The following is a 23,033-nucleotide window of genomic DNA, read 5'->3' as shown; positions in this document are numbered from 1 at the left end:
TATCCAACTGGCCGTCCACGGCGCTGCAGGTCGCATGGGCCGCCGAGTCGTCGCACTGGCAGCCGCTGACCCTGACTTCCAAATCGCTGCCGCCATCGATCATGCGGACAATCCACATCAAGGCGAAGACGCTGGATCACTAGCCGGCATCAACCCGCTGAATCAAACGCTGGTGAGCCAGTGGCCCACAGCCATCGATGCCGTGGTCGATTTTTCACTGCCACAAGCGATCGATGATTGCATCGCCAAATGCTTGTTCGCCAAAGTTCCCCTGGTCGTAGCGACGACGGGCCTCTCGGATTCGCAAAAATCTAGTCTCGCCAAAGCCGCTGAAAGTTTGCCCATCGTGTGGGCACCCAGCATGTCGATGGCGGTCAACTTGTCGATGAAAGTCGCCCAGCAGATCACCGAAAAAATGGCCGGTATCGCAGGCGGTGTGGACATCGAAATCATCGAACGCCATCACCGCTACAAAGCCGACGCTCCCAGTGGCACGGCCCTAAAATTTGGCGAACTGATCGCAGAAAAACTCGCTGACGGCACCAAGCATGTTCACGGACGCGAAGGCCACACCGGCGAGCGAACGCAAAACGAAATCGGCTACCACGCTGTCCGCGTCGGCGACAATCCTGGCGAACACACGATCGTCTTCGGAATGTTGGGTGAAAAGATCGAACTGAACGTCGCCGCCAGCAATCGCGACTGCTACGCCTCGGGCGCGCTGGCGGCAGCCAAATGGCTGCAAGGCAAAGGCAACGGCCTGTACAACATGTTCGACGTATTGGGCTTGTCGTAGGTCGTCAACATGGCCAAGTGCGACGAAGGTTACCTGTGTGAAGTATGCGGCGACGATGTCAGTTCCATCGTCGATAGCGATCTATACCTGCGTTATGTGATCGGCGAATTGGACCCCGAAGTACTGCACACTTCGCCGGAACGACACATACGCTGCAATCCCGTGCTCGCGCAATTCATCGATCACAACAACTTCGCGCGAGTCACCGTCGCTGGGGATCTGTCGCGAGAAAAACTGGACGCCGACTACGTCCAAACACGTCAACAACTTGTCAGCCGCGGTTACGGTCGATTGCTAGAAATCGCTGCGACCCAAGGCGATCGCGATGTCACCGCGTACCCGCTTCCCGAAGCAATCGAGAAGTACAAACAGTAGTCCCGATGACGTTGCTTGAGAGCCGCTGGCGATAGCGACACTTCGTATTTAGTGAGCCGCTGCGCTAGCCACGGGCCCTTTCCTGCGTGACTGAGCGAGGCCCGTGGCTAGCGCCAGCGGCTAACAAAAAGCGCAGGTTAATTGTTACAGGACTACTTCCTGCCAGCCTGACGCACGTGCCGCGGCGGAATAATGTCTTTGGCCAAACCTAGCACGCCAAACAATCGAATCACGTAGTAATTTAGATCGATCTCCCACCAGCGGTGTTGATTCGAGGCACTCGACGGGTCCGCATGGTGGTTGTTGTGCCAGCCTTCGCCAGCCGTCAGCAACGTCACAAACCAGTTGTTGCGACTGTCATCAGTCGTTTCGTAGTTGCGGTAGCCGTACACATGCGACAACGAATTGACTGCCCACGTGATGTGCCAAACCCAAACGGTCCTGGCAACCAAACCCCAAACAAAGATGCTGCCCGCAAACTGCAATGCTTCAAGCGTAAAACCCAAGTAGCAAACCGATGCGATCGCACCCAACAACGCATAAGAAATCGCGTGGCAAAAGTACAAGAAACCTGAAGCGATCGGTAGCTTTTCGATCCACATGTAGTACGGATCTTGCAGGATGTCTTTGGCGTACTTTTCGTACATCGCAAAGGTACCGACCGCACTTTTGTTGTCGTGCAGCATCCAGTCCATGTGCGACCAAAAGAAACTGACACGCGGCGAATGTGGATCCTCGCGTTCGTCACTGTGAACGTGGTGCTTACGATGCCAAGCCACCCACTGCGCGGGAGTTTCCTGAGCGCTGCACATCGCCAACGTCACCAAGAAACGCTCGAACCACTTGGGTGTTTTGAAGCTTTTGTGAGCCAGCAAGCGGTGAAAGGCGATTGGCACGGCCAGCTGACCAAACACAATCACTCCCAACACAAACAGCGCCACGCCAGTCCAACTAAAGAAGTACGGCAAAAAAACCATGACTGCCAACACATGCATCGTCACAAACATGACCAAGTAATCCTTGCGGACTTCTTTCATGCTGACACCGACGGGATATTCCATGGGCACGGTGTGTTTATCGGCGACGACCTCAATTGTCGATTCCGACTCCGCCGCGGTAGGTAGATCGGAATCGATAGCGGTTTCGTCCGGAATCATCGTGGACATAGAGTTCTGGCTTCGTTGGAATAAACGATCAAAAAAATCCCCTTTGCGAGACATCCGTGAAGGAGACATTTCCGCGGGCCAGAAAACTCATGTGCGCCTCTCACTGGATTCGCACGGCCAACCCGGAACACCCATTTCCTGTTTGTTCGCTGGCATGACTGTAACCCGCCCGCGCATTTCTGAGCAGTGTTAAACCACCCACCCGATAGTGAAAATCGATAACTTGTCATCGCGATGCTGGTCAGCGCGCGTCATCGACACATACCGCCTCCCAGTTTTTCGCATTAGGTACTTTGGGCATTTTCGCCGCATTCAACGCCCCGTAACCAGGCTCTGTCCAGAAAGCCGCGCCAGCTTGGTTCGGCTCGCCTCACTGCCGCGGCGAGCTCTCTGCTAAGATCCGCACGCATTCTCTCGTCGAAACTCGTCCCTTGAAATCGCCTGAATCGTGCAAAGCAACCTTCTTAAACGCGGATTCCTCAGCCTCCTGGCATCGCAGTTCTTTGGGGCAATGAATGACAACATCATCAAAGGCGTGCTGACCTTTATGGTGATCGACGGTGCCTGGGCCGGCGAACTTGGCAAAGGCGGCCAAGGAATCGTGGGCATTTTCTTTACGATCCCGTTTATTCTGCTGTCGGGATACGCCGGCCAAGTCGCCGATCGCTATTCCAAACGCAGCGTCCTTTTGGGCGTCAAAATCGCCGAAGTCCCGATCGCCATCGTCGCGTTGATTGGATTCTGGTCCGGCAATCTTTGGATCACCCTGGCATCGTTAATCATGCTGACCTGCCAAAGTGCCTTCTTTGGGCCAGCAAAGTACGGCATGATCCCCGAACTGGTCGAAGACTCCGATCTGAGCCGCGCCAACGGCACAATCAATATGATGACCAACGTCGCTGTGATCATCGGCACGCTTGCAGCTGGATTCGTTAGCGACGCCTACAGCCCGCAAGGAGTCGGCACGCCACTGGTCTGGCTGCCCGGGTTTATCCTGGTCGTCGTCGCGCTGCACGGGCTCGTCGCCGCCATGCTGATGACCGACCTGGAACCTGGTGACCGCGACTTGAAATGGGACTGGAACCCGCTTAGCACTTATATCGATGCGGTCCGTGAAATGTCCAAAACGCGACTCTTGATGGTGATGATGGCATGGGGCTATTTCTACTTGCTGGCCGGAATCGCGCTGTTCATCGTCCCGGAGTACACCGTGGTGCTAAACGTCAGTCGCGCCGAAGCCAGCGTGTTGCTGGGCGTCATGGGAATCGCCATTGGCATCGGATGCGCTGTCGCAGGACTGATTTCCGGACATCGCATCGAAACACGCTTGATCCCGATCGGCGCTCTGGGATTGATCGTCTTCTTCGCGCTCCTGGCCCTGGTTCCGCCTTCGCTGCCCGACATGGCACCGATGGTTCGCGTTGGCCTCAGCTCGATCGCGTTGTTCATATTCGGCGCTGGTTTTTCGGCTGGTTTTTACATCGTGCCCCTGCAATCCTTGCTGCAAAAAATGTCGCCCGACGATGAACGCGGACGGTTCCTCGGGACCGCAAACGCTTGTTCGTTCACGTTTCTTACCATTGCAGCGATCATCTACTCGGTCATCCGGCCTGCCTTCGGCGAGACTCCGCAGCGGATCTTTCTCATCTGCTCGATCTTAATGCTAGCCGGTTCCGCCTATTTCTTTTGGCGACTCCGCGGCACCGGATTATTGATCGGCAAAGGAATCCCGGACGACTCGACCGTCAATCAGTAACCCCATTCAAAGCCGATGGCCCCAACGCTGATCAGCTTGGTAGCCACAAAGAGTAAAAGAAAAACCGAGGACGAAGACAAACGAGAGAAACAGGCAATCAACTGTTGCTTCTTGTTCGTTTGCGACTTTTCTTGGCCAATGCCTCCCACACTCAAAGTCAGCGGTCGCGGAGCATCTCCTTAATCTCCGCGATCTGCTCGCCCAGCCGGTCCACCTTCTCCTCCAGCTCATCGGTGTTGTCCATCGTCATCTCATCGACGAACACGGCATTGGCAAGGCTCATGCCCAGCACGCCGCCGAGTAACACGATCATCCCAAAATAAAATCGTGTCACACCGATCACCCATGGCTTGTCGGTGCGTTCGGCAACCAGATTCGGTATCTCGTACCAGCCTTCGACCGTGAATAGCTGAAAGACGCTGTAAAGACTGATCAGCGGATCGCCGAAGTGTTCGGGCACGACGTCGTGATAGAAATGGCACGTCATGACGGAGAAAACAAACAGCAAGAATCCGAGAGCAAAGAACACAAACACCGACGCTTTCAGCGCACGCCCCAAGCCCGCAAGAATGTGGTGCATATTGGGCACGAAACGAAGCACACGTGCGATCCGCACCAGCCGAAACAGCCGCAAGATAATGAATACTGCCGTATCAGGCACATCGGTAAATGGCACCAACAAAGTCGGCATGCTCAGCAACACAATGCCGAAATCAAATCGATTCCAGCCGCTGCGAAAGTACCCCGCCAAACTGTATGTCGAGATCTTATAGATCGCCTCGAGCACAAACACCAAGATGAATGCCATGTCGGCGTATTCAAGCCACTTTACCCCACGCAGCGACGGAAAGTACATAGCGTAGATCAGCAGCGAGTTGACCGCCACGACGGCCAACATCAAGCGCTCGCTAAGTAGGATTCGGTTCAGGATCACTGGCTGTCGTCCGTAGTCCTGCGACGCCGCTCGCAGGGCCTTAGTAGGGTTTGCAGCATCGCCCTTACGTGCCCGGCGAACGGCGTCGCAGGACTACAGCAAAGAACTCTTAACCTTCCGCTATTGGCAATCCGACCAGATTCTTCTTTTCCCCAACTGCCGGACGCCTTCAGTCATCTTTATCCAGCAGTATTTCGATTCGCACTTGCAGCAGAGTTTACTTGGCCTTGATGGCTTCCAATTCAACCAAATTCTCGCCTTCGCCTGCCAGCTTGCGAATGTCCTCGGAGATTTTCATGCTGCAGAACGTCGGACCACACATCGAACAGAAGTGAGCCGTCTTGGCACCTTCGGCTGGCAACGTTTCATCGTGGTACTCAATCGCCCTCGCGGGATCCAGACCGAGTGCAAACTGATCACGCCAACGAAACTCAAACCGAGCTTTCGACAGCGCGTTGTCACGAATCTGAGCCGCCGGATGTCCTTTGGCAAGGTCAGCCGCGTGAGCCGCGATCTTGTAAGTGATCACACCTTCCCGAACATCATCGCGATTGGGCAAGCCCAAGTGTTCCTTGGGCGTCACGTAACAAAGCATCGCACAGCCGTACCATCCGATTTGCGCGGCGCCGATTCCCGATGTGAAGTGGTCGTAGCCTGGAGCGATGTCTGTCGTTAGCGGGCCAAGCGTGTAGAAGGGTGCTTCATGACACCATTCGATTTGCTTTTGCATGTTCTCCTGAATCAGGTGCATCGGCACATGCCCGGGCCCCTCGTTCATGACCTGGCAGCCCTTGGCCCAAGCTCGCTTGGTCAGTTCGCCTTGAACTTCTAGTTCAGCCAACTGAGCGTAATCATTGGCGTCCGCAATCGAGCCGGGACGAAGACCGTCACCGATCGAGAAACTGACATCGTACGCCGCGCAGATGTCGCAGATCTCATCCCAATGCTCGTACAGGAAGTTTTCTTTCTCGTGGTGAATGCTCCACTTCGCCATAATCGAACCGCCTCGCGAAACGATACCGGTCATCCGCTTGGCCGTGTGGGGAACGAACGCTCGCAGAACTCCGGCGTGAATCGTGAAGTAATCGACGCCCTGTTCGGCTTGCTCGATCAGCGTATCGCGGAACAACTCCCAAGTCAGTGCTTCGATACTGCCGCCGGTTTTCTCAAGCGCCTGATAAATCGGAACGGTTCCGATTGGGACCGGACTATTGCGAATGATCCATTCCCTAGTCGCGTGGATGTTCTTGCCAGTGGAAAGATCCATCACTGTGTCGGCGCCCCACTTGGTTGACCAACGCATCTTTTCCACTTCTTCATCGATGGTGGAAGTAACCGCCGAGTTTCCAATATTGGCGTTGATCTTCACCAGGAAGTTCCGCCCAATGATCATCGGTTCACATTCGGGATGATTGATGTTCAGCGGAATGATCGCACGGCCTCGGGCGACTTCCGATCGCACGAACTCGGCAGTGATAAACGCCGGAGTCATCGCGCCAAATGTTTGCCCCGGATGCTGGTGCTCCATTCGGTTCCGAGGAACCTGTTGATTCGGATCGATCTCGGACGGGCGAGGCATTTCGTAGCCGTCGGGCGTGGTGCACAGCTGCCGAATACGATCGGATGCTTCCGGTGGCAAGTCATTGAGGTTGGGATACTGATCGGCGATTGCCTTGAACTGCTCCTTGCGTCCAAGGTTTTCTCGGATCGCGATGTATTCCATTTCAGGTGTGATGATGCCCTGATCGGCGTACCACTTTTGCGTGACGGGATGCGATTCTGCCGCATCATCCTGGCTTCCTTTGGCACGCAACGGATTCCGCTTCAGCCCAGGATATTCTTTCAGCCGGTTCTTGGAATTCTTCAGCGAGTTGTATTTTTCAGCATGCTCTTCAGACAGGTATCCGTTGTCTTCAGGCGTGACGTCGCGGCCCGTGTATTCTTCGACGTCGCCGCGATCCAAAATCCACTCGCGTCGCAGCGCCGGTAGCCCTTGCGTCACATCGCCTTCAAAATCAGGATCGCCCCACGGGCCAGAGCAGTCGTAGACTCGGATGGGATCGTTCTTTTCGATCTTGCCATTGGAATGCTCAGTGTCTGACAGCCGGATCTCTCGTAGCGGAACTTTAACGTCCGCGTGAATCTCGCCCGCGATGTAGACACGCGTTGAGTTCGGGAACTGAGTCGGGTCGTTTTCGATCGCTTGAATTTCTTCCGAGTTATCAACGTCGTCCGTAAACTGCCCGGTGTAGTCGCCCCGTTGCTTTGCGTTCTGCAGCTCGTCCAAAGAAGGCGCGGATTGATTGGGTGCGTTCATCATTTTTCCTAAAAGTTAGCGACCAGGAAAAACAAACTCAGCAAGAGAGAATGGCTATCGCAAGAAAAAGAAACGTAGCCTCCTCGCTCCCTTCGTCGGTATGACCCGTATCAGGTTCGAAGGGTTATTTTGGAGATTGCACCAAAATTCTCAGTCCAAACGGACACCCCTGCGGTCAAAAGAGTATGACGGCAAGCGTTTTTTGGTCAAGGATAGTCGTGGATCGCTCCGCCGATCCAACGCCTCAATCACGTAGGATTGCGGAGCAATCCACGACAATACAACCATCCATCTTCAAAACGAACAGAGCTTCAGTGGGACATTGCTCCGATCACAACGTCTTCAAATACTCCAGAACGGCTCGTTTGTCCCCGTCACTCAGTTGATCGGGAAAATCGTGCCCGGCATTGCTTTTGCCAAATCGCCGCGTATCAAAATAGGTTCGTCGTACAGCTTTGTCTGGTTCGGTCAGCGGAGCTTTCGGGACCGACTCAACCGTCAAGCCGAACTTCTCAGCATCCATTGCCTCAACCACGCGTCGCCACACCGTCGGTCGTTCCGCTGGATTCAAAACACCCCACAGCGTCGGCACGCTGCCGTTATGAAAATACGGCGCACTTGCCCACACACCATCCAGCGGCGGGGCAACGTAACCATCGGGATCAACCACCGTTTCCTGCTCGTCCACCTGCCCCGCATTGGCAAACCAACTGTTCGAATAGAGCTCGCGGCCCGACACCGACAGGGCAGTCAACCGCACCGGGTCCGTCGCGATCTCATCAATCGGGATGCGTCGGTTCGGATATATCCCGTCTTTGCCATAGGTACCGTGGCAGTCGGAACACGTCTGATTAAAAAGCCCCCTGCCCTGCTCCGCCAATTTTGCATCGACGGCCCCCGCATACCTTGGCGGTCTCAACGAAGACAAATACGCATAGACATCGCGAAAATCATCTTCGTGCTTTTCAAAAAACTCCGGACCGTTCTCAGGAACCAACATGAACTGCATTAACCCACGATGGCCTTTTTGGGCAAACCCATCGATGTAAATGTACGGCCGCTTGCTGAAGTGCCACCAAGGCGGCGCGTCCATGTCGTGATGCGTGAACATAACCGGCGAACGATTGACCAAATTCAATTGCTCGTCACGACTGTGCATCAACCCCATCCCAAAGACCACCGCGTTCGTGGTCCCATGCGTCGTTCCCAACGGAATGACCATCGCACCGACATCCATTCGCGAAAACGGTTTGCCCATGCGAAATTTCGTTGCCCGTATCTCTTCGGTCAACGTTTGCAAAGCAAACCGATTATTAGGAGCGCCAGGCGTGGGTTTGCCGTAGACGTTGCCGCCGTGACAAGAAAAACAGTTCATCGTCCAGCCGCCATCCTTGCCGACGACATACTGCAGCGGCTTTCCTGAATCGTCGTCGGGCCGCGTCGTCAAACCATAACGTTCAAACGCCATCTCCCGCCGCCGCTCGGGCGAAGCCTTTTCCGCCTCACTCCGCAACGGTTCGGGCCAACTAGTCCAGATTTCATCAAATGTATCCTGATTAAAATCCGCAGGCAGAAACGCCGTTTCCGTAAGACGCCGGTACCCACGCTGCGCAGCGTCATCAGCAATGCAAACATTGATTGCAAACAAAACTAGAACAGTGAAAACGGAGCGGGTAGGCAAACCAGTCATCCTTCATCGGGTAGCGAAGCAGCCATTACATATTAGAACCGTCGCCAAGTCTCACCCATAACTTACTCGGCGGCGGGTGGGCTAAACCCCATTTCTTTCAACTTCGGACCGAGTTCGTTCGGCAATAGATACTCATATCGAATGACATGCACAGGTCCAAATGATCGGCGTTCGATAGCACGCAGCAAATGGCTCTCCAACCAACGATCGATTCTTGATCGACTGGATCGGGAAATCAGCCAATTCGCCGATTGATTTTTAAATGAACGCATTCCAGGGTAAATCAACGTACGCGTATCCAGCTTCGGCATGTTGGCGTCGATCGTTAGCGTCTGGCAATTCTCAAGTGAATAGGGTCCCAGAACCGGAAACATGAAATAGTCTGCCCAGGGTCCAACCAGCTCAACATGACGACGTGGTTCTGCCGATTCGATCAACGCCGCATCCACATACGCCTGCGAGTTCTCATCCTCAGCCATTTCCGATCGCAGCCAATTGACGGCGCTACGCCAATCCTCTCCCCTGACAATCAACTGCGTTTGCCCCTTCTGCCACTGCTGGATCGTGCCCTGATTCCACAGCATCGTGGCAATCAAGAACGCTCCTGCTACGACAACCACAGTTTCGCTGACGCGACAAATTCCCTTGGCCATCGGCAATGCAAAACAAGCTCCGATCGACCACGCAAACAGGGGCAGCACGGCGACGAAGTAGCGACGATGCCATAGTGGTACCCAATCGAAATACGACGCAGCGAAAAAAACGGTCGTTGCAACTACGGCCACCAGCATGGGTAGTTTCGCAATCAGAACTTCACGGAACGATCGATTCCTTAGCGAAAGCAACGCAATGACGCCGGGCGTGATCGCCAGGATCCACCAAGGCCAGATCGTCCAGAGCTGATTCGGTGACGTTGCTCTTCCGAAAGCTGCCCACTGATCGCGAATCTCCCATGAATGCCCCAGCGACGACTTGGCCAAAGAGAATCCCACTGCCGCGATCAAAATCATCGAGACCAAATCGGAGACTTGCAATTTCAAACTCAAACCGCGATCAATTAACACGAAGATCAACACAGCAATCGGCAATAGTCCCAACGTCACGATCGATGTGGGATGAATGAGCACCGCCAGCGAAATGGCGGCCACCAAAATCAGCCGCAGATTGCCGCCGCGAACTTTGGTTTTCCCCTGAATCAAACCCACCGCTGCCCATGTCGCAATCACCGACGACAGCATGATGAACGCATAAGGTCGAAACTCGGTACCGAAAAACAGCGAATTGGAATCAACGGCCAACACTGCTCCTGACACCACGCCCGCCGAAACGCGGCCCGTCGATTGCCTGACCCCAACGACCAACAGCGCCGATGCCGCGGCCACGGCCAGCACGCTGCTCATCCGCAACGCCACTTCCGAATCACCGACCAGCCAGCGCCAAATCCACATTGCCTGAAAATACAGCGGCGTTTGGTTGCCGACTTCCGCCCGCTCGGCGACTTGCGCCATGTCGCCCCAAATCGCCCAGGCCGTGTGCAATTCGTCGACCCAAAAACTTTCGTAACACGATGGCAGCCGAATCAAAACCGCCACAACAAACACAACGGTCGCCCAGACGAGCGTGGGCCAGTTGTGATTGATAAAGTTGCGCACTTCGTCGTCCAATGAATGTAGTCCTGCGACGCCGTTCGCAGGGCACCGATGACTCTTGGTCATCGAGGATCAGAAAATAGCAAAACGACTGACGTCTTTTTGGCCCTGCGAACGGCGTCGCCGGACTACTTGGCGACTGCCTGAATCATGCCGCACGCCGTTTCGATCTGCTGCGTGTTGACATCCAAGTGCGTCACTAACCGCACTGCCTGATCACCGATCGCAAAACAACGAACGCCTTGCGATTCCAGCTTCGCTTGAAAATCAGCAGCCGTGCAAAACCCAGCGTCCACGTCGAACACGATCATGTTCGTATCGATCCGGCCGTCTCGCAACGAAAGAGAACCGCAAGCTTCGATCGCATCGCCCAATTGCTTTGCGTGCGTGTGATCATCCGCCAACCGCTCGCGATGGTTTTCCAGTGCGTAGAGTGCCCCCGCCGCGATGATGCCCGCCTGACGCATCGCACCGCCGAAAAGCTTGCGGCAACGACGCGCTTCGCTGATGAACGATTCGCTGCCAGCTAAGACCGATCCAACCGGCGCGCCCAGCCCTTTGCTAAAACACACCCCGACGCTGTCAAACGGATCGCATAATTCCTTTTCAGTGGCACCGCTGGCAACGGACGCATTCCAAAGCCGTGCTCCGTCCAAGTGGCATTGCACCCCTTGCCCGTGCGCCCAATCGCAGGCCGCAACCACTTCTTTCTGCGGCTGAATTCGGCCGCCCCAGCGATTGTGCGTATTTTCGATACACAGCAATTTCGTTCGCACACTATGGTCATCTTCGGGGTGGATCTGGCTTCGCAAATCATCCACCGTCAGCACACCACCGTCGCCAAAGACGGTCTGAGCAATCAAGCCAGACAGAGCCGCAAACGCCCCCTGCTCGTAGTGATAAACGTGACTGTTTCCTTCGCAGATGAAACCGTTTCCCATCCCACAATGCACACGAACGGCGATCTGATTGGCCATCGAACCGCTGGGGACAAAAATCGCGGCTGCTTTGCCAAGAATCTCTGCAGACCGTTTTTCCAAGCGGTCCAGGGTGGGGTCCACATCAATGACCGCGTCACCGACGTGCGCACTGGCCATGGCTTGTCGCATCGGGTCGGTTGGCTGGGTAACCGTGTCACTGCGAAGATCGATTTCGCTGGGCATTTTGAATCGTTGGAGTGAATTGTTCGAAAGGGTCGCGGGTAAACAAACCGCAGTGTAGTTGTTTATGATGACGACGTCGCGATGTAGAACTGACTTGGGTCCGTTACCGAAGCACAGCGCAGCAACGGGCAAGAGTTCGTGCTACTGGAAAGCCACCATGACCAAACTGAACATCCAACGTGTCGATGCCCGCAATGGCAACACGGAAATCCTGAACGAATTACGCGCAAAACTCAGCCCCCAAGGCGACGTGGTCAGCCCGCGCGGTCGTGCGCTGACCGAAGAAGTGTTCGGTAAACCGCTTACGCCCGTCGAAGTCGTCCAGACAATCTGCGACGACGTCCGCCGTGAAGGCACTCCTGCCCTGCTCCGCTACTTAAAGGCCCTCGACAAAGCCGACCTGTCGCCGGCGGACTTGCGTGTGCCAGAGGCAGACTTAGCCGCCGCCCACGCAGCTGCCGACCCCAAGCTGATCGAATCCATCGGCCGCATCCGAGACAACATCACCGAATTCCAGTCAGCGATCCTGCACAGTGACGTCACGATCACGCCCCAACCCGGCGTATCGCTCACACAACGATACTTGCCACTGCGTCGCGTCGGCGTCTGCGTCCCTGGTGGCGCGGCGGCTTATCCATCAACCGTTTTGATGACCGTTGTTCCCGCTCAAGTTGCTGGCGTAAAAGAAATCGCCGTCGTCGCACCACCCACGCCGTTTGGCGCCTACAACACTGACATGCTGGCGACCTGTCACGAACTGGGTGTGACGGAAGTCTACCGAATGGGTGGCGCCCAAGCGGTCGCCGCGCTCGCCTATGGTTGCGACGTGGTACCCGCAGTCGACAAGATTGTCGGCCCCGGCAATTTGTTTGTCGCATTGGCAAAAAAGGAAGTTTTCGGAACCGTCGACATCGATTCGTTTGCTGGCCCCAGCGAAGTGATCGTGATCGCCGACGAAACCGCACGAGCCGATTTCATCGCGTCAGACCTTCTGGCCCAAGCCGAGCACTCACCTGGCTCATCGATCTTGATCACGTGGGATGAAAAACTCATCGACGCGGTCTACGACGAACTGGTCCGGCAAGTTGCTCTTCTGGAACGCAGCGAGCTGACCGTCGATTCGCTAGAAGCTTTCGGAGCGTTGATCTTGGTCGCCGACGAAACCACCGCATGCGAACTGACCGACCAATTCGCACCCGAGCACTTACAAATCGAAACCGCCAACCCTCGCGATCAGATCGCCAAAATCCGCAACAGCGGCGCGGCCTTCCTGGGTCACCACACCCCCGTCGCACTGGGCGATTACGCTGCCGGCCCCAGCCACGTCCTACCCACCGGCGGCACCTGCACTTGGGCAGCCGGTTTATGCTGCAACAGTTTCCTGCGCAGCGGCAGCCTGACCGAGTTCAACGAATCTGCGCTGGAACAAATCGCACCCGATGTCGAGCGGCTAGCCGAAAAAGAAGGCCTGACCGCCCACGCAAGAAGCGTTTCGATTCGGCGGTCGTAACGACACACACGCCTCTTTCACAGCACAGAGTTCATGCGATTATAAGATTGAGCGCCGATCACGGTTCACGAACACTTGCCACCTCCACTGCGCAGCGGGAGAGGTGGCGAAGATGAATAGTGCCCCATTGATTACTGGTCTTGAATTAGCTCCCTCCCAAGACAGTCTTATTTACGCTTTACTTGTACTGCTGACAACCTTTCCCTTTGGCTGCGTCCCGAGTCGACTTTCACAATGTTTCGCCCTGTCCTTGCAAAGATGCTTCCTTACACGCCCGGCGAACAACCGGCGCCGGGTAAGTGCGTCAAACTGAACACCAACGAGAATCCCTATCCGCCGCCGCCAGCCGTCATCGATGCAATTTGCAGCGCCGCCAAGGGACCGCTGAATCGCTATCCCGATCCGATGGCGAATTCGTTTCGAATCGCGGCGGCGAATGCTTTGGGCCTGCCCGGTCCCGAATGGATTTTGGCAGGCAACGGCAGCGACGACATCTTGACGATTCTGGTGCGTGGATTCGTGGGCGAAGGCCAGCGATTGCGACTGCCCTACCCCAGCTACATCCTTTATCGCACGCTGGCCGACATTCAGGGTGCCGCTTGGGAGCAAGTACCATTCCAGGACGGCTGGAAATTGCCAGCCGCATTTGGCGAAGCCGACGACGACGTGCGACTGGTCTTTCTCCCCAACCCCAACAGCCCCAGTGGGACGATCGTCTCACCCGCTGAAGTTGCAAAGATCGCCGAATCGCTTTCCTGTCCGCTGGTCGTTGATGAAGCTTATGCCGATTTTGCGGACACCAACTGTTTGGATCTGGTGCAAAAAAATGATCGCATCATGGTCACACGGACGCTGAGCAAATCCTACGGCCTGGCGGGCATGCGTTTTGGATTCTTGGTCGCTCAGCCACAGGTGATTTCCGAACTGTCCAAGATCAAGGACAGCTACAACTGCGACGCATTAGCGATTGCCGCTGCCACCGCCGCGATGGGTTGTAGCGAATGGTTGGCCGAAATTTGCATCAAGATGAATGCAACGCGTGATCGCATGGCAACTAAACTGGCCGAGATCGGATTCGACGTCACACCGTCGCATGCCAATTTTGTCTGGTGCCAACACCCAACTGCGGATCACAAGGCGATTTACGAATTCCTGAAGTCAAATCAGATTCTGGTTCGATATATGGACTTCCCGACGTGGGGTGACGGATTGAGAATTTCCGTTGGCACCGACGATCAAATTGACGCCTGCTTGATGATGATCGAGCGTGCCCTGTAGCTAGCAGTCCCGCGATGCCGTTCGCGGGCCAACTATGGCTTCGCCATTTCCCCCGACATTCGATTCGGCGCCCCTCAAGTCGCCTTTGCCCTGCGAGCGGCGTCGCGGGACTACGGAAAAATCCATGACTCGAACAGCAACCATCAACCGCAAGACCGGCGAAACCGACATCAAGCTATCCATCAACTTGGATGGCGATGGCAGCGGCAAACGTGAATCTGGCATCGGGTTCTTGGACCACATGATGGACTTGCTGGCCAAGCATGCCTTGATCGACTTGGACGTCAAAGCCGTCGGCGACTTGCACGTGGACGACCACCACACTGCCGAAGACATCGGCATCGCACTTGGCCAAGCAATCGACCAAGCTCTCGGCGACCGCGCAGGCATTCGCCGCTACGGTCACTTCACGCTACCAATGGATGAGTGCTTGGTGACATCGGCCGTCGACATGGGTGGACGCTACGCCTTTGAATATCACGCTCCAATCGCAGCAGCCAAGATCGGCACGTTCGACAGCGAACTGGTCGAACACTTTTGGCAATCGTTCGCTGCCAACGCCAAGTGCAATCTCCACGTCGTGCTGCACCATGGTCGAAATGCTCACCACATTTCAGAATGTGTTTTCAAAGCGACAGCTCGAGCGATTCGCATGGCAGCCGAAAGCGATCCACGCAGCGACGCGGTGCCCAGCACCAAAGGCGTGCTGTAAATCGCGTGACCCCGCGACGCAACTTGCAGGAATATGCGACCTCCGGTCGCTACGATGGAACTGGAACCTTGGCCCTGCGAACGGCGTCGCAGGACTACGCTTCTAAATCTAGCTGGTGCGTTGGGCGTTTGACGACAAACAAACCCACCGCGGCAATGCCCATCAGTGCGAACATCACCGAGAACAAATAGATGTTGGAAAAAATCGCGATCGACGTGAACACCAGCAATCCGATCAGCGCTGCAAGCCTGGATGGCAACAGCCACAGTCCGAATCCACAAATCGTCTCGATCGCCACCACTTTGCGACTGTACCATGTCGCGATCACGCGAAGCTGATCCGGTTCGAAGGTGTTTCGCAAATAGTTGAACATCCAAAAATTGCGGTCGCGAAAATAGATATCGTAAAGCACATCGCCGTTCCAATATTCCGGCGTCCATTTTCCGACGGCTCCGCCCAGCAACACCATCGACATCATCGCGCGGCTCAAGAACGCGCCGCGATCAAGTGTTGCAATGCGATCCGGGTCATCCATGTGATGCCCATACCAAACGGACCAGACACAGGCCCACCAAGCAGTCGTAAACGTCGCGTCGTTGTAGCTGGCCTGATGAATCAACAAGACCGACAAACAGGCAAGCGTGACGTAGTTGCACAACCGCGTCAGATATTTTTCCCAACTGACGATATTGACAACAATCACTGCCAAAGAAATTAAATACGCATAGCGAACGACATCGGCAGATTCCAGCCAGTCCGGAAAAAACGGATCGGCCAGCGTGATTTTCTCGTGCAGGTTGTCAGACCATTTGAAATACGTCCACTTCCAAGTCAACGTCAGCAAAATACCCAACTGCACCACACAGTGAACTGCCACCATGCGACCGCGTGAAACCAAAGGATCGATCACGGCGAATCCTCCGCGATTTCTTTGCGAATGACTTCGTACTCGCCGGGGCCCACCGGCTTGGCGTGAATCAGTGAATTCAATTCTTGCCCGCGATAGGTCGTTTTGAATTCCAACCACTGATTCTTGCTGTAGCGAAGCAGATCGTAGCGACCATCGGCAAACGTCAGTCGACGGGTTGGAAAGTGATTGATGTACCGCCAATCATCGCCCACTTCTTGGTCATCCAATGACAGGATCGTCTCCGGGAATCCCAGCGGCGTCTTGCGAGCGTGGAATTGGTTGGCAAAGTTGTACATCGACGGCACCGGTTGCTGCACGCACCACAGCACAAACGAGTCGCTGGCCAAATGAAAGCGTCGCATCGTCGACATCGCGACCGATGGCACGAACGGCATTAGCAGCATCCAAACGACCACCGCAATGATCATGCCGCAAACAACGCGGTAAGACAGGTCGCGTGGTCGCTTCGGTGGGGCACCGTTTACTGACATTCTGGCTCCAAGATTCATCGGGGTCGAATCGCCAGTATGTCAGGTCGTCTCTCGCGGGTGAACATCAATCAGCCTTCCAAAAAGCCAGGCCAAGTCACTCGCAATTTAACGGCTACTTCGGCGGCGTTTCACTGGCGGCATTCGGCTTTGCGAGGAGTTCCACTTCCGCCCGTTTGACTGACTCGACTCGCATCAAGATCTGAGGCAACCCTGGAGTCTCGGCGTTGACGATCGAATGACCTTCAAGCGTTGCTGTTAAGCGAAAGCTTCGATCAAGAGGGATCCCGCTTACGACCGCGACTCCATCGGAGTTCGTTGCACATTGAAATCCTCTCAAATTTGGCCAACGAAACAACTCTGGATCAAAATCTTGATCTAGATCTTTCCAAATTTTATCGACCGTTCGGGCACCACTACCGACATAGGTCAATTCTCCAGAAAGAAGCTTCTGCATTGGTCGAGCATAGACCTTAGCGTAACGCACTGGCTGGCCGTTTTCGTCTTTGACGACAACTCTTAGATTACCAGAAGGCACCATAGGAAGCGTCAACGCTAAATTGCCTTGATTAGTTCGCTCACTTGCAGAGACATATTTCCCTCGAAAAAACAACCTGTCACCTTGTTCGTCATCGATCAACCAACCGTCACATCTCGCAATGATCTGCATGGTTTCCATGACTGGAAGCGAAGCGAACTCAAAAGTCCCATCATCGTTTACGACCGTCCATTCATTCCAACCGAGCGGCGCGGCTTCGTTGCCACCGCGTTGTTGAGAGGATTTCGGAATGCACGCCACACTGACCGTTCCGTTCCGAATCGGTCGCGGAACATTCTCGGAAAGTCGCCCCGTCAATCGCATCCCTCCTGTCATCGGCACTTTCCGAATACTGACAACTTGATCCTCCGCTAAGCGAACGGGCATGACTTGGCTAAAGAGATGCCGCCCGTCGTTGCGAGGAGAGACCAATATCGCTTGCCAACTTCCATCGGGAATTGCCGTGGAGAACTTGGCCGAAGTTCCTTTTTCCGCAAACCAAGTCACCAGTGCAGCCGGGCCTGACATATATACTGAAAAATTGCCAATGGGTTCGCGTTCTGCATCGACCGCCGAAAACGACAACCGGCATCCTCGATCCAAAGTGTGTTTCGTCGCGTCCGTCGTCGGATCAAAACTAATTTGCTGAGTAACAAACTCAGGATGCTCAAACACGAAACCTATTTCAGACGTAGTCCCGAGACCAAGTCGCGTCTCATAGGTCGTTGGATATGTCAATCGAACAAATCCATCGGCATCACTAACCTTCGCCTGTTCGAATAGCCCAATGCGCAATGAACGGATTTCTTCAAATCGAAGTGTTTTGAGTCGAACCGAAACTCCTTCGACCGGCTCACCTTCGGGATCAAGAAGTGTTAATTCAAAAACACCGTCATAAGAGAACCCCTGTCCATATAGCCGACTGAGGCAACCTACAAACGGTACCAAGGCAACGAAGATCAAGCAGGACCTTCGCGCCTGACGTAAAATGCGGGAGGCAAACCGTTGAATCATGATTCCAAGGCCTCGAGGTGAACGAAAGCGTTCCTACTGTATCCCACCCTAAATGGTCGAGCGCACTACTAGAACATCAATGCGCGAACCCGTGCTACACCACAAAGTCGTGCTGGCTACTTTGATTTAATAATCCGCAATGCCGTTTCGCGGATGACCTGTGGGTTGGCGTTGGGGTTCTTTTTCTTGGCTTGGCCGATCAAGGCTCCCACGGCTTTTTCGTTGCCCGACAAAACGTCTTCGACGATCTTGGGATTGGCGTCCAAAAGCTCTTGAACCAACGCGTCGATTTCACTGCTGTCGACCGATTCGATACCGAGCGACTGAATCGCTTCGTCAACCGATTGATCGTTGTCGACCAAGTGATTGAAAACGTCTTTCGCACGGCTATTGTCGATGTCGCCAGCAGCGATTCGCTTCAGCAAATCGCCCAACTTGTCGGCATCAACGGGAAAATCGCTCACATCGATTTGGCGATCTTTCATCGTCCGCATGACGTCTTGCTGCACCCACGAACTGGCTCGTTTTCCGTCGCCGGACAACTCGGCGACTCGCTCGAAATACACCACCATTTGGCTGCCCGACTTGACGATTACATCGGCGTCATACGGCTTGATGCCGTACTGACCGGGCAAGCGATCGCGTGTTTGATCGGGTGTTTCGCCAAGTGTGCTGCGAATCGCTTCGACTTGTTCACGCAGAATCCGAACGGGCAACAAATCCGGATCGGGGAAATACCGATAGTCAGCCGACTCTTCTTTTTCGCGTTGCTGGAACGTGATTTCTTTTGTGTCGTCCCAACCGCGAGTTGTCTTGGGCTCTTCTTTGATCGTCTTCCCCGTTTCTTGCCAGACGTCGTACTGCCGAACGACCTCATGTTCGATGGCAGCTTCGACGGCACGAAAACTGTTCATGTTTTTGACTTCGACAATCGGCGTGGCGATCTTTTTCTCGCCCACGTTGATGTGCAAGTTCACGTTGGCGTCAACGCGCAGGCTGCCTTCTTGCATTTCGCAATCCGAGATGCCCATGTGAATCATCAACGCTTTTAACTGAGTCAAATAGGCCTGGGCCTGGGCCGAACTACGCATGTCCGGTTCGCTGACGATTTCCAACAGCGGCGTGCCACAACGATTCAGGTCAATGCGCGTATCGCCCGTGCCGGACGCTTCGTCGTGCATGCTCTTGCCAGCGTCCTCTTCCAAGTGCGCTCGCGTGATGCCGATGCGAACCGTGTCGCCGTCGTTTTCATCATCGGGAATATCCAGATAACCTTCGCCGCAAATCGGCAAATCGAATTGGCTGATTTGGTAACCCTTGGGCAAATCGGGATAGAAATACTGCTTGCGATCCCACTTGGACATCGGCGGAATGTCGCAGTTGATCGCCAAACCAGCTTTGACAGCCAATTCAATGGCTCGGTCGTTCATCACCGGAAGGGCACCGGGCAAGCCAAGACACACAGGGCAGACCTGGGTATTGGGTGGAGCGCCGAACTGTGTTTTACAACCGCAAAACAATTTGGTTTCAGTCTTGAGTTGCACATGAACTTCAAGACCGATGATCGTCGTGACGGTGTTGGGAGCGGTGACGGTCATGATTGGGAGTCGGTATTGGTCTGAGTGAATCGTGGCCGAACGCTCCGCGATCGGAATACAGAGACCGACCACGGAGTGTTCGGCCAGACTGGACACTTAACAACTGGGGCGGTGTTTGTGATGGTCAGTGATCGATTGAAATGCATTGGCTGCGAAAAGCAACCGAGACTCTTGCAGCACAGGTGCTTGCAGTTGCAATCCGATGGGCAGTCCGCCAGCGTCAAAGCCTGCGGGTACCGAGATCGCGGGAACGCCCGCCAAGTTCGCACCAACGGTAAACAAATCGCAGAGATACATTTGGATCGGGTCGTCGATTTTGTCACCCAGCTTGAACGCCGAAGTGGGCGTGACGGGCCCGAGCAACAAATCACACTGTGTGAACGCGGCGTCATAGTCGCCTTTGATCAGCCGGCGAACCTTGAGCGCTTTGTTGTAGTATTCGTCCGCATAGCCTTCGCTCAAAGCATAAGTGCCGACCATGATGCGACGTTTCACCTCTGCCCCGAAACCTTCGGATCGGCTGCGGCAGTACATTTCGACCAGCGGGCCGTCCTTCGTGTTTCGATCAATGTCGGACGCTCGGTGCCCGTAGTGCGCGCCATCGTAACGCGACAGATTGCTGCTCGCTTCGCTCGGTGCGATCACGTAATAAGTCGGCACCCAGTAGTTGCTATGCGGCAGATCAACTTCGACAATTTCCGCGCCCAACTCTTTGAAAGCGTCCGTTGATGCATTAACGGCAGCCCGAATCGAATCGTCCAAACCATCGGTGTCGATCGAATTGCGAAGGACTCCAATTTTTAAGCCGCGAAGGTCTGTCGATGCGAGAGCTTCGGTGTAGCTTGCGACGGGCGTTTCGAGTGACGTTGAATCACGAGGTTCAAACCCCGCGATGGTTTCCAACATCAAAGCACAGTCTGCCGCCGACCACGCAATCGGACCGATTTGATCCAAGCTGCTGGCAAAGGCAACCAATCCGAATCGGCTGACGCGACCATAGGTTGGTTTCAGCCCTGTCACACCACAGAATGCTGCGGGCTGTCGGATCGAACCTCCCGTATCGGTGCCCAAGCTAAGTGGCACGCTGCCCGCCGCGACGCAGGCTGCCGCGCCGCCGCTGCTGCCACCGGGTGTTCGATCCGTGTCCCACGGGTTTCGTGTAACGCCGAAAGCGCTTGTTTCGGTACTCGCCCCCATCGCGAATTCGTCCATGTTGGTTTTGCCAACGATGACGGCGTCGGCGTCACGCAATTTTTGAACGACGGTCGCGTCGTAGGGCGGCTCAAAGTTTCGCAGCATGTTGGACGAACATGTCGTCGGCATGTCACGCGTACACAGGACGTCCTTCACAGCAACCGGAACGCCTGCGAGCGGGCCAAGTTTCTCACCCGAACCACGTTTGGCGTCGACCGCGGCGGCGGCGGCAAGTGCGGATTCACGAGCGACGTGGGTAAACGAGTTGTGTTTGCCCTGAGAAACTTCGATGGCAGCGAGTGTTTTTTCGGCAATTTCGACCGCGGTTGCTTCACCGCTGGATTGCAAAGACAGGATTTCGCTGGCGGAATCGAACATGGCACCGGTTAGGAATCAGGATAAATCGTGGCGAAGGGAGATTATCGACGATTCGGTGCAGAACGACTAGGTGTAGATAGTTGCTCCGCTGACTCCAAAGTGAGCCGCTGGCGCTAGCCACGGGCATTTAGCGATGATGCCAATCCGCTTGAGCGACCGGAAAAATTGGCTGCTAAGCAAAGTTGGAAGCCAGTAGTAATAGCCCAGACTTGTTTGGGATACCGCAAAAGGCCCGTGGCTAGCGCCCGCGACTCAGCTCATCACTTAGATTTTCTAGACACGCAACATGATTGTCGCGACGCAGCCCGTCGGTCCGCCTGCCAAAGTGACTTCGCCGCTGTGCAACTTGGCGATCCGGTAGGCTCGGCACAGCCCCAGCCCCAGCCCACGGCCCGCTTCGCGACCACTGAAATACGGATCAAACGCGTGGTCCCGGGCCAAACGGCTTAGACCGGGCCCGCTATCGGCGATGTGGATCAGCCAGCGTTCGTCTTGACGCACTAACGACACAACAATCGTTCCTTCACAGCCGATCGCGTCAATCGCATTGCGGATCAAAGCTCGAATAGCCTCGCCAATCATTACGGCATCGACGCTGAAATTCGCCGAACCATCGTTGTACGTTTCCACTTCCAAACGAATTGCCTGCCGCTGGGCTTCTTCGCTGAATCCCTCGGTGACCGATTCGATAATCCCGTTCAGATCAGACTCGGCGACTTCAGGACGCGGCGGATTTGCGTAGAACATCAGGTCCGCGATCATTTCGTGAGCCCGATAAACTTGATCGACGATTCGTTGTAAAACAGCGTGACGCGTTGGATCGTCTTCGTTTCGCTGCAGTTGCTGGGCTCGAGTGGAGATATTGGCCAGCGGATTATTGATTTCGTGCGACAGCCCATAAGCGAGTTGCTTGAGCGCACCGAGCTTGCTTTTATGAAGTCGAATATCGAAGCTACGCTCCAGGCTTTGCTGACGCTGCATTTTTCGTGCAAGCTGCTGCAGCATTTTGCTTCCCGACGGCGGGGTAGCGTCGTCCAAAAGCTGCTCTTCGTCGATTGCGATCGTCGGCCATTGTTGTTTCCAAGTGTTGGAAACTCGCGGCCCGGTGACTTCTAACCACAATTCGGCATCGTCGATCCAGTTGGCCGTCGCAAGCGTGCGATAATGATCGCGCAGTTTGTTCCATCGGCGCTGCTGGTCTGCAACGATTTGCGGGGCGCCCATGAATGCGTCACCGCTGGCGAGAGCCCCCGTGACATTGGCGATCAGCCAATCCGCTAAATCCGACAAACTGGCTTCTTCGCCTGGCCAGCTGAGCGCAGCGAAAATCATCAGCGGCGGATCGATTTGCAAAGCCGACGCGACTTGCCGATTCAAAGATCGGTACTGCGAATCGACTTCGTTGATTTGTTGACTGGCGGACAAAACGATTTGCCCAAGCGTTTCCGTTGCGACTGACGATAGCGGCAACCACCAACGGTCACTGCCGCGTCGTAAGCAAGGCAGAAACCCCATTGAATTGGATCTCCTACAATCCTGCGTCGTCGAAAATGACAAACTCGCTTGG

The 23,033-nt window shown here is 55.0% G+C and carries 18 protein-coding genes and 1 riboswitch; of the genes, 6 read left to right on the top strand and 12 right to left on the bottom strand.

Going from position 1 to position 23,033, the window contains the following annotated elements; all coding sequences use genetic code 11:
* Positions 1-34 precede the first annotated feature (34 nt).
* Both dapB and K239x_RS03785 read left to right on the top strand, forming a co-directional pair.
* Positions 35-796 (top strand): 4-hydroxy-tetrahydrodipicolinate reductase, encoded by a 762-nt coding sequence (gene dapB / locus K239x_RS03790; RefSeq protein WP_419190045.1) that lies wholly within the window; start codon positions 35-37, stop codon positions 794-796.
* A gap of 9 nt (positions 797-805) precedes the next feature.
* Positions 806-1,171 carry a hypothetical protein gene (locus K239x_RS03785; protein WP_145416325.1) on the top strand — a complete coding sequence of 122 codons (366 nt, stop codon included), beginning with the start codon at positions 806-808 and terminating at the stop codon, positions 1,169-1,171.
* Between the two features lie 152 nt (positions 1,172-1,323).
* Here K239x_RS03785 and K239x_RS03780 read toward each other — a convergent pair whose 3' ends face one another.
* A complete protein-coding gene (locus K239x_RS03780; protein WP_419189640.1) occupies positions 1,324-2,337 on the bottom strand; it encodes an acyl-CoA desaturase in 1,014 nt (337 codons plus the stop codon).
* 448 nt (positions 2,338-2,785) lie between these two features.
* Between K239x_RS03780 and K239x_RS03775 the strand changes: the two genes are divergently transcribed.
* Positions 2,786-4,093 carry an MFS transporter gene (locus tag K239x_RS03775; RefSeq protein ID WP_145416324.1) on the top strand — a complete coding sequence of 436 codons (1,308 nt, stop codon included), beginning with the start codon at positions 2,786-2,788 and terminating at the stop codon, positions 4,091-4,093.
* Positions 4,094-4,250: 157 nt separating this feature from the next.
* Here K239x_RS03775 and K239x_RS03770 read toward each other — a convergent pair whose 3' ends face one another.
* The 5 genes from K239x_RS03770 to K239x_RS03750 all read right to left on the bottom strand — a co-directional run bounded on the left by K239x_RS03770 (position 4,251) and on the right by K239x_RS03750 (position 11,846).
* Positions 4,251-4,991: an ion transporter gene (locus K239x_RS03770; protein ID WP_145416323.1), complete on the bottom strand. Its 741-nt coding sequence runs from the start codon at positions 4,989-4,991 to the stop codon at positions 4,251-4,253.
* 253 nt (positions 4,992-5,244) lie between these two features.
* A complete protein-coding gene (gene thiC, locus K239x_RS03765) occupies positions 5,245-7,347 on the bottom strand; it encodes a phosphomethylpyrimidine synthase ThiC (protein ID WP_419189639.1) in 2,103 nt (700 codons plus the stop codon).
* Between the two features lie 67 nt (positions 7,348-7,414).
* Positions 7,415-7,525, bottom strand: a riboswitch (TPP riboswitch).
* 150 nt (positions 7,526-7,675) lie between these two features.
* Positions 7,676-9,034, bottom strand: coding sequence for a c-type cytochrome (locus tag K239x_RS03760; RefSeq protein WP_419189638.1), 1,359 nt, complete (start codon positions 9,032-9,034; stop codon positions 7,676-7,678).
* Positions 9,035-9,096: 62 nt separating this feature from the next.
* Positions 9,097-10,749 (bottom strand): glycosyltransferase family protein, encoded by a 1,653-nt coding sequence (locus K239x_RS03755; protein WP_145416322.1) that lies wholly within the window; start codon positions 10,747-10,749, stop codon positions 9,097-9,099.
* A 62-nt stretch (positions 10,750-10,811) separates the two neighbouring features.
* Positions 10,812-11,846: a threonine aldolase family protein gene (locus K239x_RS03750; RefSeq protein ID WP_145416321.1), complete on the bottom strand. Its 1,035-nt coding sequence runs from the start codon at positions 11,844-11,846 to the stop codon at positions 10,812-10,814.
* 157 nt (positions 11,847-12,003) lie between these two features.
* On the opposite strand from K239x_RS03750, the gene hisD reads away from it, so the two are divergent.
* The 3 genes from hisD (at position 12,004) to hisB (ending at position 15,346) form a co-directional block, all read left to right on the top strand.
* A complete protein-coding gene (gene hisD, locus K239x_RS03745) occupies positions 12,004-13,356 on the top strand; it encodes a histidinol dehydrogenase (RefSeq protein WP_145416320.1) in 1,353 nt (450 codons plus the stop codon).
* Between the two features lie 234 nt (positions 13,357-13,590).
* Positions 13,591-14,634: a histidinol-phosphate transaminase gene (gene hisC, locus K239x_RS03740; RefSeq protein ID WP_145416319.1), complete on the top strand. Its 1,044-nt coding sequence runs from the start codon at positions 13,591-13,593 to the stop codon at positions 14,632-14,634.
* Between the two features lie 124 nt (positions 14,635-14,758).
* Entirely contained in the window at positions 14,759-15,346 is a 588-nt protein-coding gene (gene hisB / locus K239x_RS03735) for an imidazoleglycerol-phosphate dehydratase HisB (RefSeq protein ID WP_145416318.1), read from the top strand.
* Between the two features lie 94 nt (positions 15,347-15,440).
* Here hisB and K239x_RS03730 read toward each other — a convergent pair whose 3' ends face one another.
* The 6 genes from K239x_RS03730 to K239x_RS03705 all read right to left on the bottom strand — a co-directional run bounded on the left by K239x_RS03730 (position 15,441) and on the right by K239x_RS03705 (position 22,981).
* On the bottom strand, positions 15,441-16,256 hold the full coding sequence (locus K239x_RS03730) for a hypothetical protein (RefSeq protein ID WP_145416317.1): 816 nt from the start codon (positions 16,254-16,256) through the stop codon (positions 15,441-15,443).
* Entirely contained in the window at positions 16,253-16,747 is a 495-nt protein-coding gene (locus tag K239x_RS03725; protein WP_145416316.1) for a hypothetical protein, read from the bottom strand. The genes K239x_RS03730 and K239x_RS03725 overlap by 4 nt, the downstream gene beginning before the upstream one ends.
* A 112-nt stretch (positions 16,748-16,859) precedes the next feature.
* Positions 16,860-18,296, bottom strand: coding sequence for a hypothetical protein (locus tag K239x_RS03720; protein WP_145416315.1), 1,437 nt, complete (start codon positions 18,294-18,296; stop codon positions 16,860-16,862).
* Positions 18,297-18,412: 116 nt separating this feature from the next.
* Positions 18,413-19,894: an Asp-tRNA(Asn)/Glu-tRNA(Gln) amidotransferase subunit GatB gene (gene gatB / locus K239x_RS03715; protein ID WP_145416314.1), complete on the bottom strand. Its 1,482-nt coding sequence runs from the start codon at positions 19,892-19,894 to the stop codon at positions 18,413-18,415.
* A 96-nt stretch (positions 19,895-19,990) separates the two neighbouring features.
* Positions 19,991-21,466 carry an Asp-tRNA(Asn)/Glu-tRNA(Gln) amidotransferase subunit GatA gene (gatA, locus tag K239x_RS03710; protein ID WP_145416313.1) on the bottom strand — a complete coding sequence of 492 codons (1,476 nt, stop codon included), beginning with the start codon at positions 21,464-21,466 and terminating at the stop codon, positions 19,991-19,993.
* Positions 21,467-21,739: 273 nt separating this feature from the next.
* Entirely contained in the window at positions 21,740-22,981 is a 1,242-nt protein-coding gene (locus K239x_RS03705) for a sensor histidine kinase (RefSeq protein WP_145416312.1), read from the bottom strand.
* Between the last annotated feature and the right edge of the window lie 52 nt (positions 22,982-23,033).

The sequence above is a fragment of the Stieleria marina genome (assembly GCA_007741555.1).
In the GTDB taxonomy this organism is placed as follows: domain Bacteria; phylum Planctomycetota; class Planctomycetia; order Pirellulales; family Pirellulaceae; genus K23-9.
This window is presented reverse-complemented; position numbering and strand designations above follow the sequence as displayed.

Bases quoted from the DNA above. Each gene is read 5' to 3' on its own strand.
- dapB (WP_419190045.1), top strand. From the start codon at position 35: ATGGGCCGCCGAGTCGTCGCACTGGCAGCCGCTGACCCTGACTTCCAA.
- K239x_RS03785 (WP_145416325.1), top strand. From the start codon at position 806: ATGGCCAAGTGCGACGAAGGTTACCTGTGTGAAGTATGCGGCGACGAT.
- K239x_RS03780 (WP_419189640.1), bottom strand. From the start codon at position 2,337: ATGTCCACGATGATTCCGGACGAAACCGCTATCGATTCCGATCTACCT.
- K239x_RS03770 (WP_145416323.1), bottom strand. From the start codon at position 4,991: ATGTTGGCCGTCGTGGCGGTCAACTCGCTGCTGATCTACGCTATGTAC.
- thiC (WP_419189639.1), bottom strand. From the start codon at position 7,347: ATGATGAACGCACCCAATCAATCCGCGCCTTCTTTGGACGAGCTGCAG.
- K239x_RS03760 (WP_419189638.1), bottom strand. From the start codon at position 9,034: ATGACTGGTTTGCCTACCCGCTCCGTTTTCACTGTTCTAGTTTTGTTT.
- K239x_RS03755 (WP_145416322.1), bottom strand. From the start codon at position 10,749: ATGACCAAGAGTCATCGGTGCCCTGCGAACGGCGTCGCAGGACTACAT.
- K239x_RS03750 (WP_145416321.1), bottom strand. From the start codon at position 11,846: ATGCCCAGCGAAATCGATCTTCGCAGTGACACGGTTACCCAGCCAACC.
- hisD (WP_145416320.1), top strand. From the start codon at position 12,004: ATGACCAAACTGAACATCCAACGTGTCGATGCCCGCAATGGCAACACG.
- hisC (WP_145416319.1), top strand. From the start codon at position 13,591: ATGTTTCGCCCTGTCCTTGCAAAGATGCTTCCTTACACGCCCGGCGAA.
- hisB (WP_145416318.1), top strand. From the start codon at position 14,759: ATGACTCGAACAGCAACCATCAACCGCAAGACCGGCGAAACCGACATC.
- K239x_RS03725 (WP_145416316.1), bottom strand. From the start codon at position 16,747: ATGTCAGTAAACGGTGCCCCACCGAAGCGACCACGCGACCTGTCTTAC.
- K239x_RS03720 (WP_145416315.1), bottom strand. From the start codon at position 18,296: ATGATTCAACGGTTTGCCTCCCGCATTTTACGTCAGGCGCGAAGGTCC.
- gatB (WP_145416314.1), bottom strand. From the start codon at position 19,894: ATGACCGTCACCGCTCCCAACACCGTCACGACGATCATCGGTCTTGAA.
- gatA (WP_145416313.1), bottom strand. From the start codon at position 21,466: ATGTTCGATTCCGCCAGCGAAATCCTGTCTTTGCAATCCAGCGGTGAA.
- K239x_RS03705 (WP_145416312.1), bottom strand. From the start codon at position 22,981: ATGGGGTTTCTGCCTTGCTTACGACGCGGCAGTGACCGTTGGTGGTTG.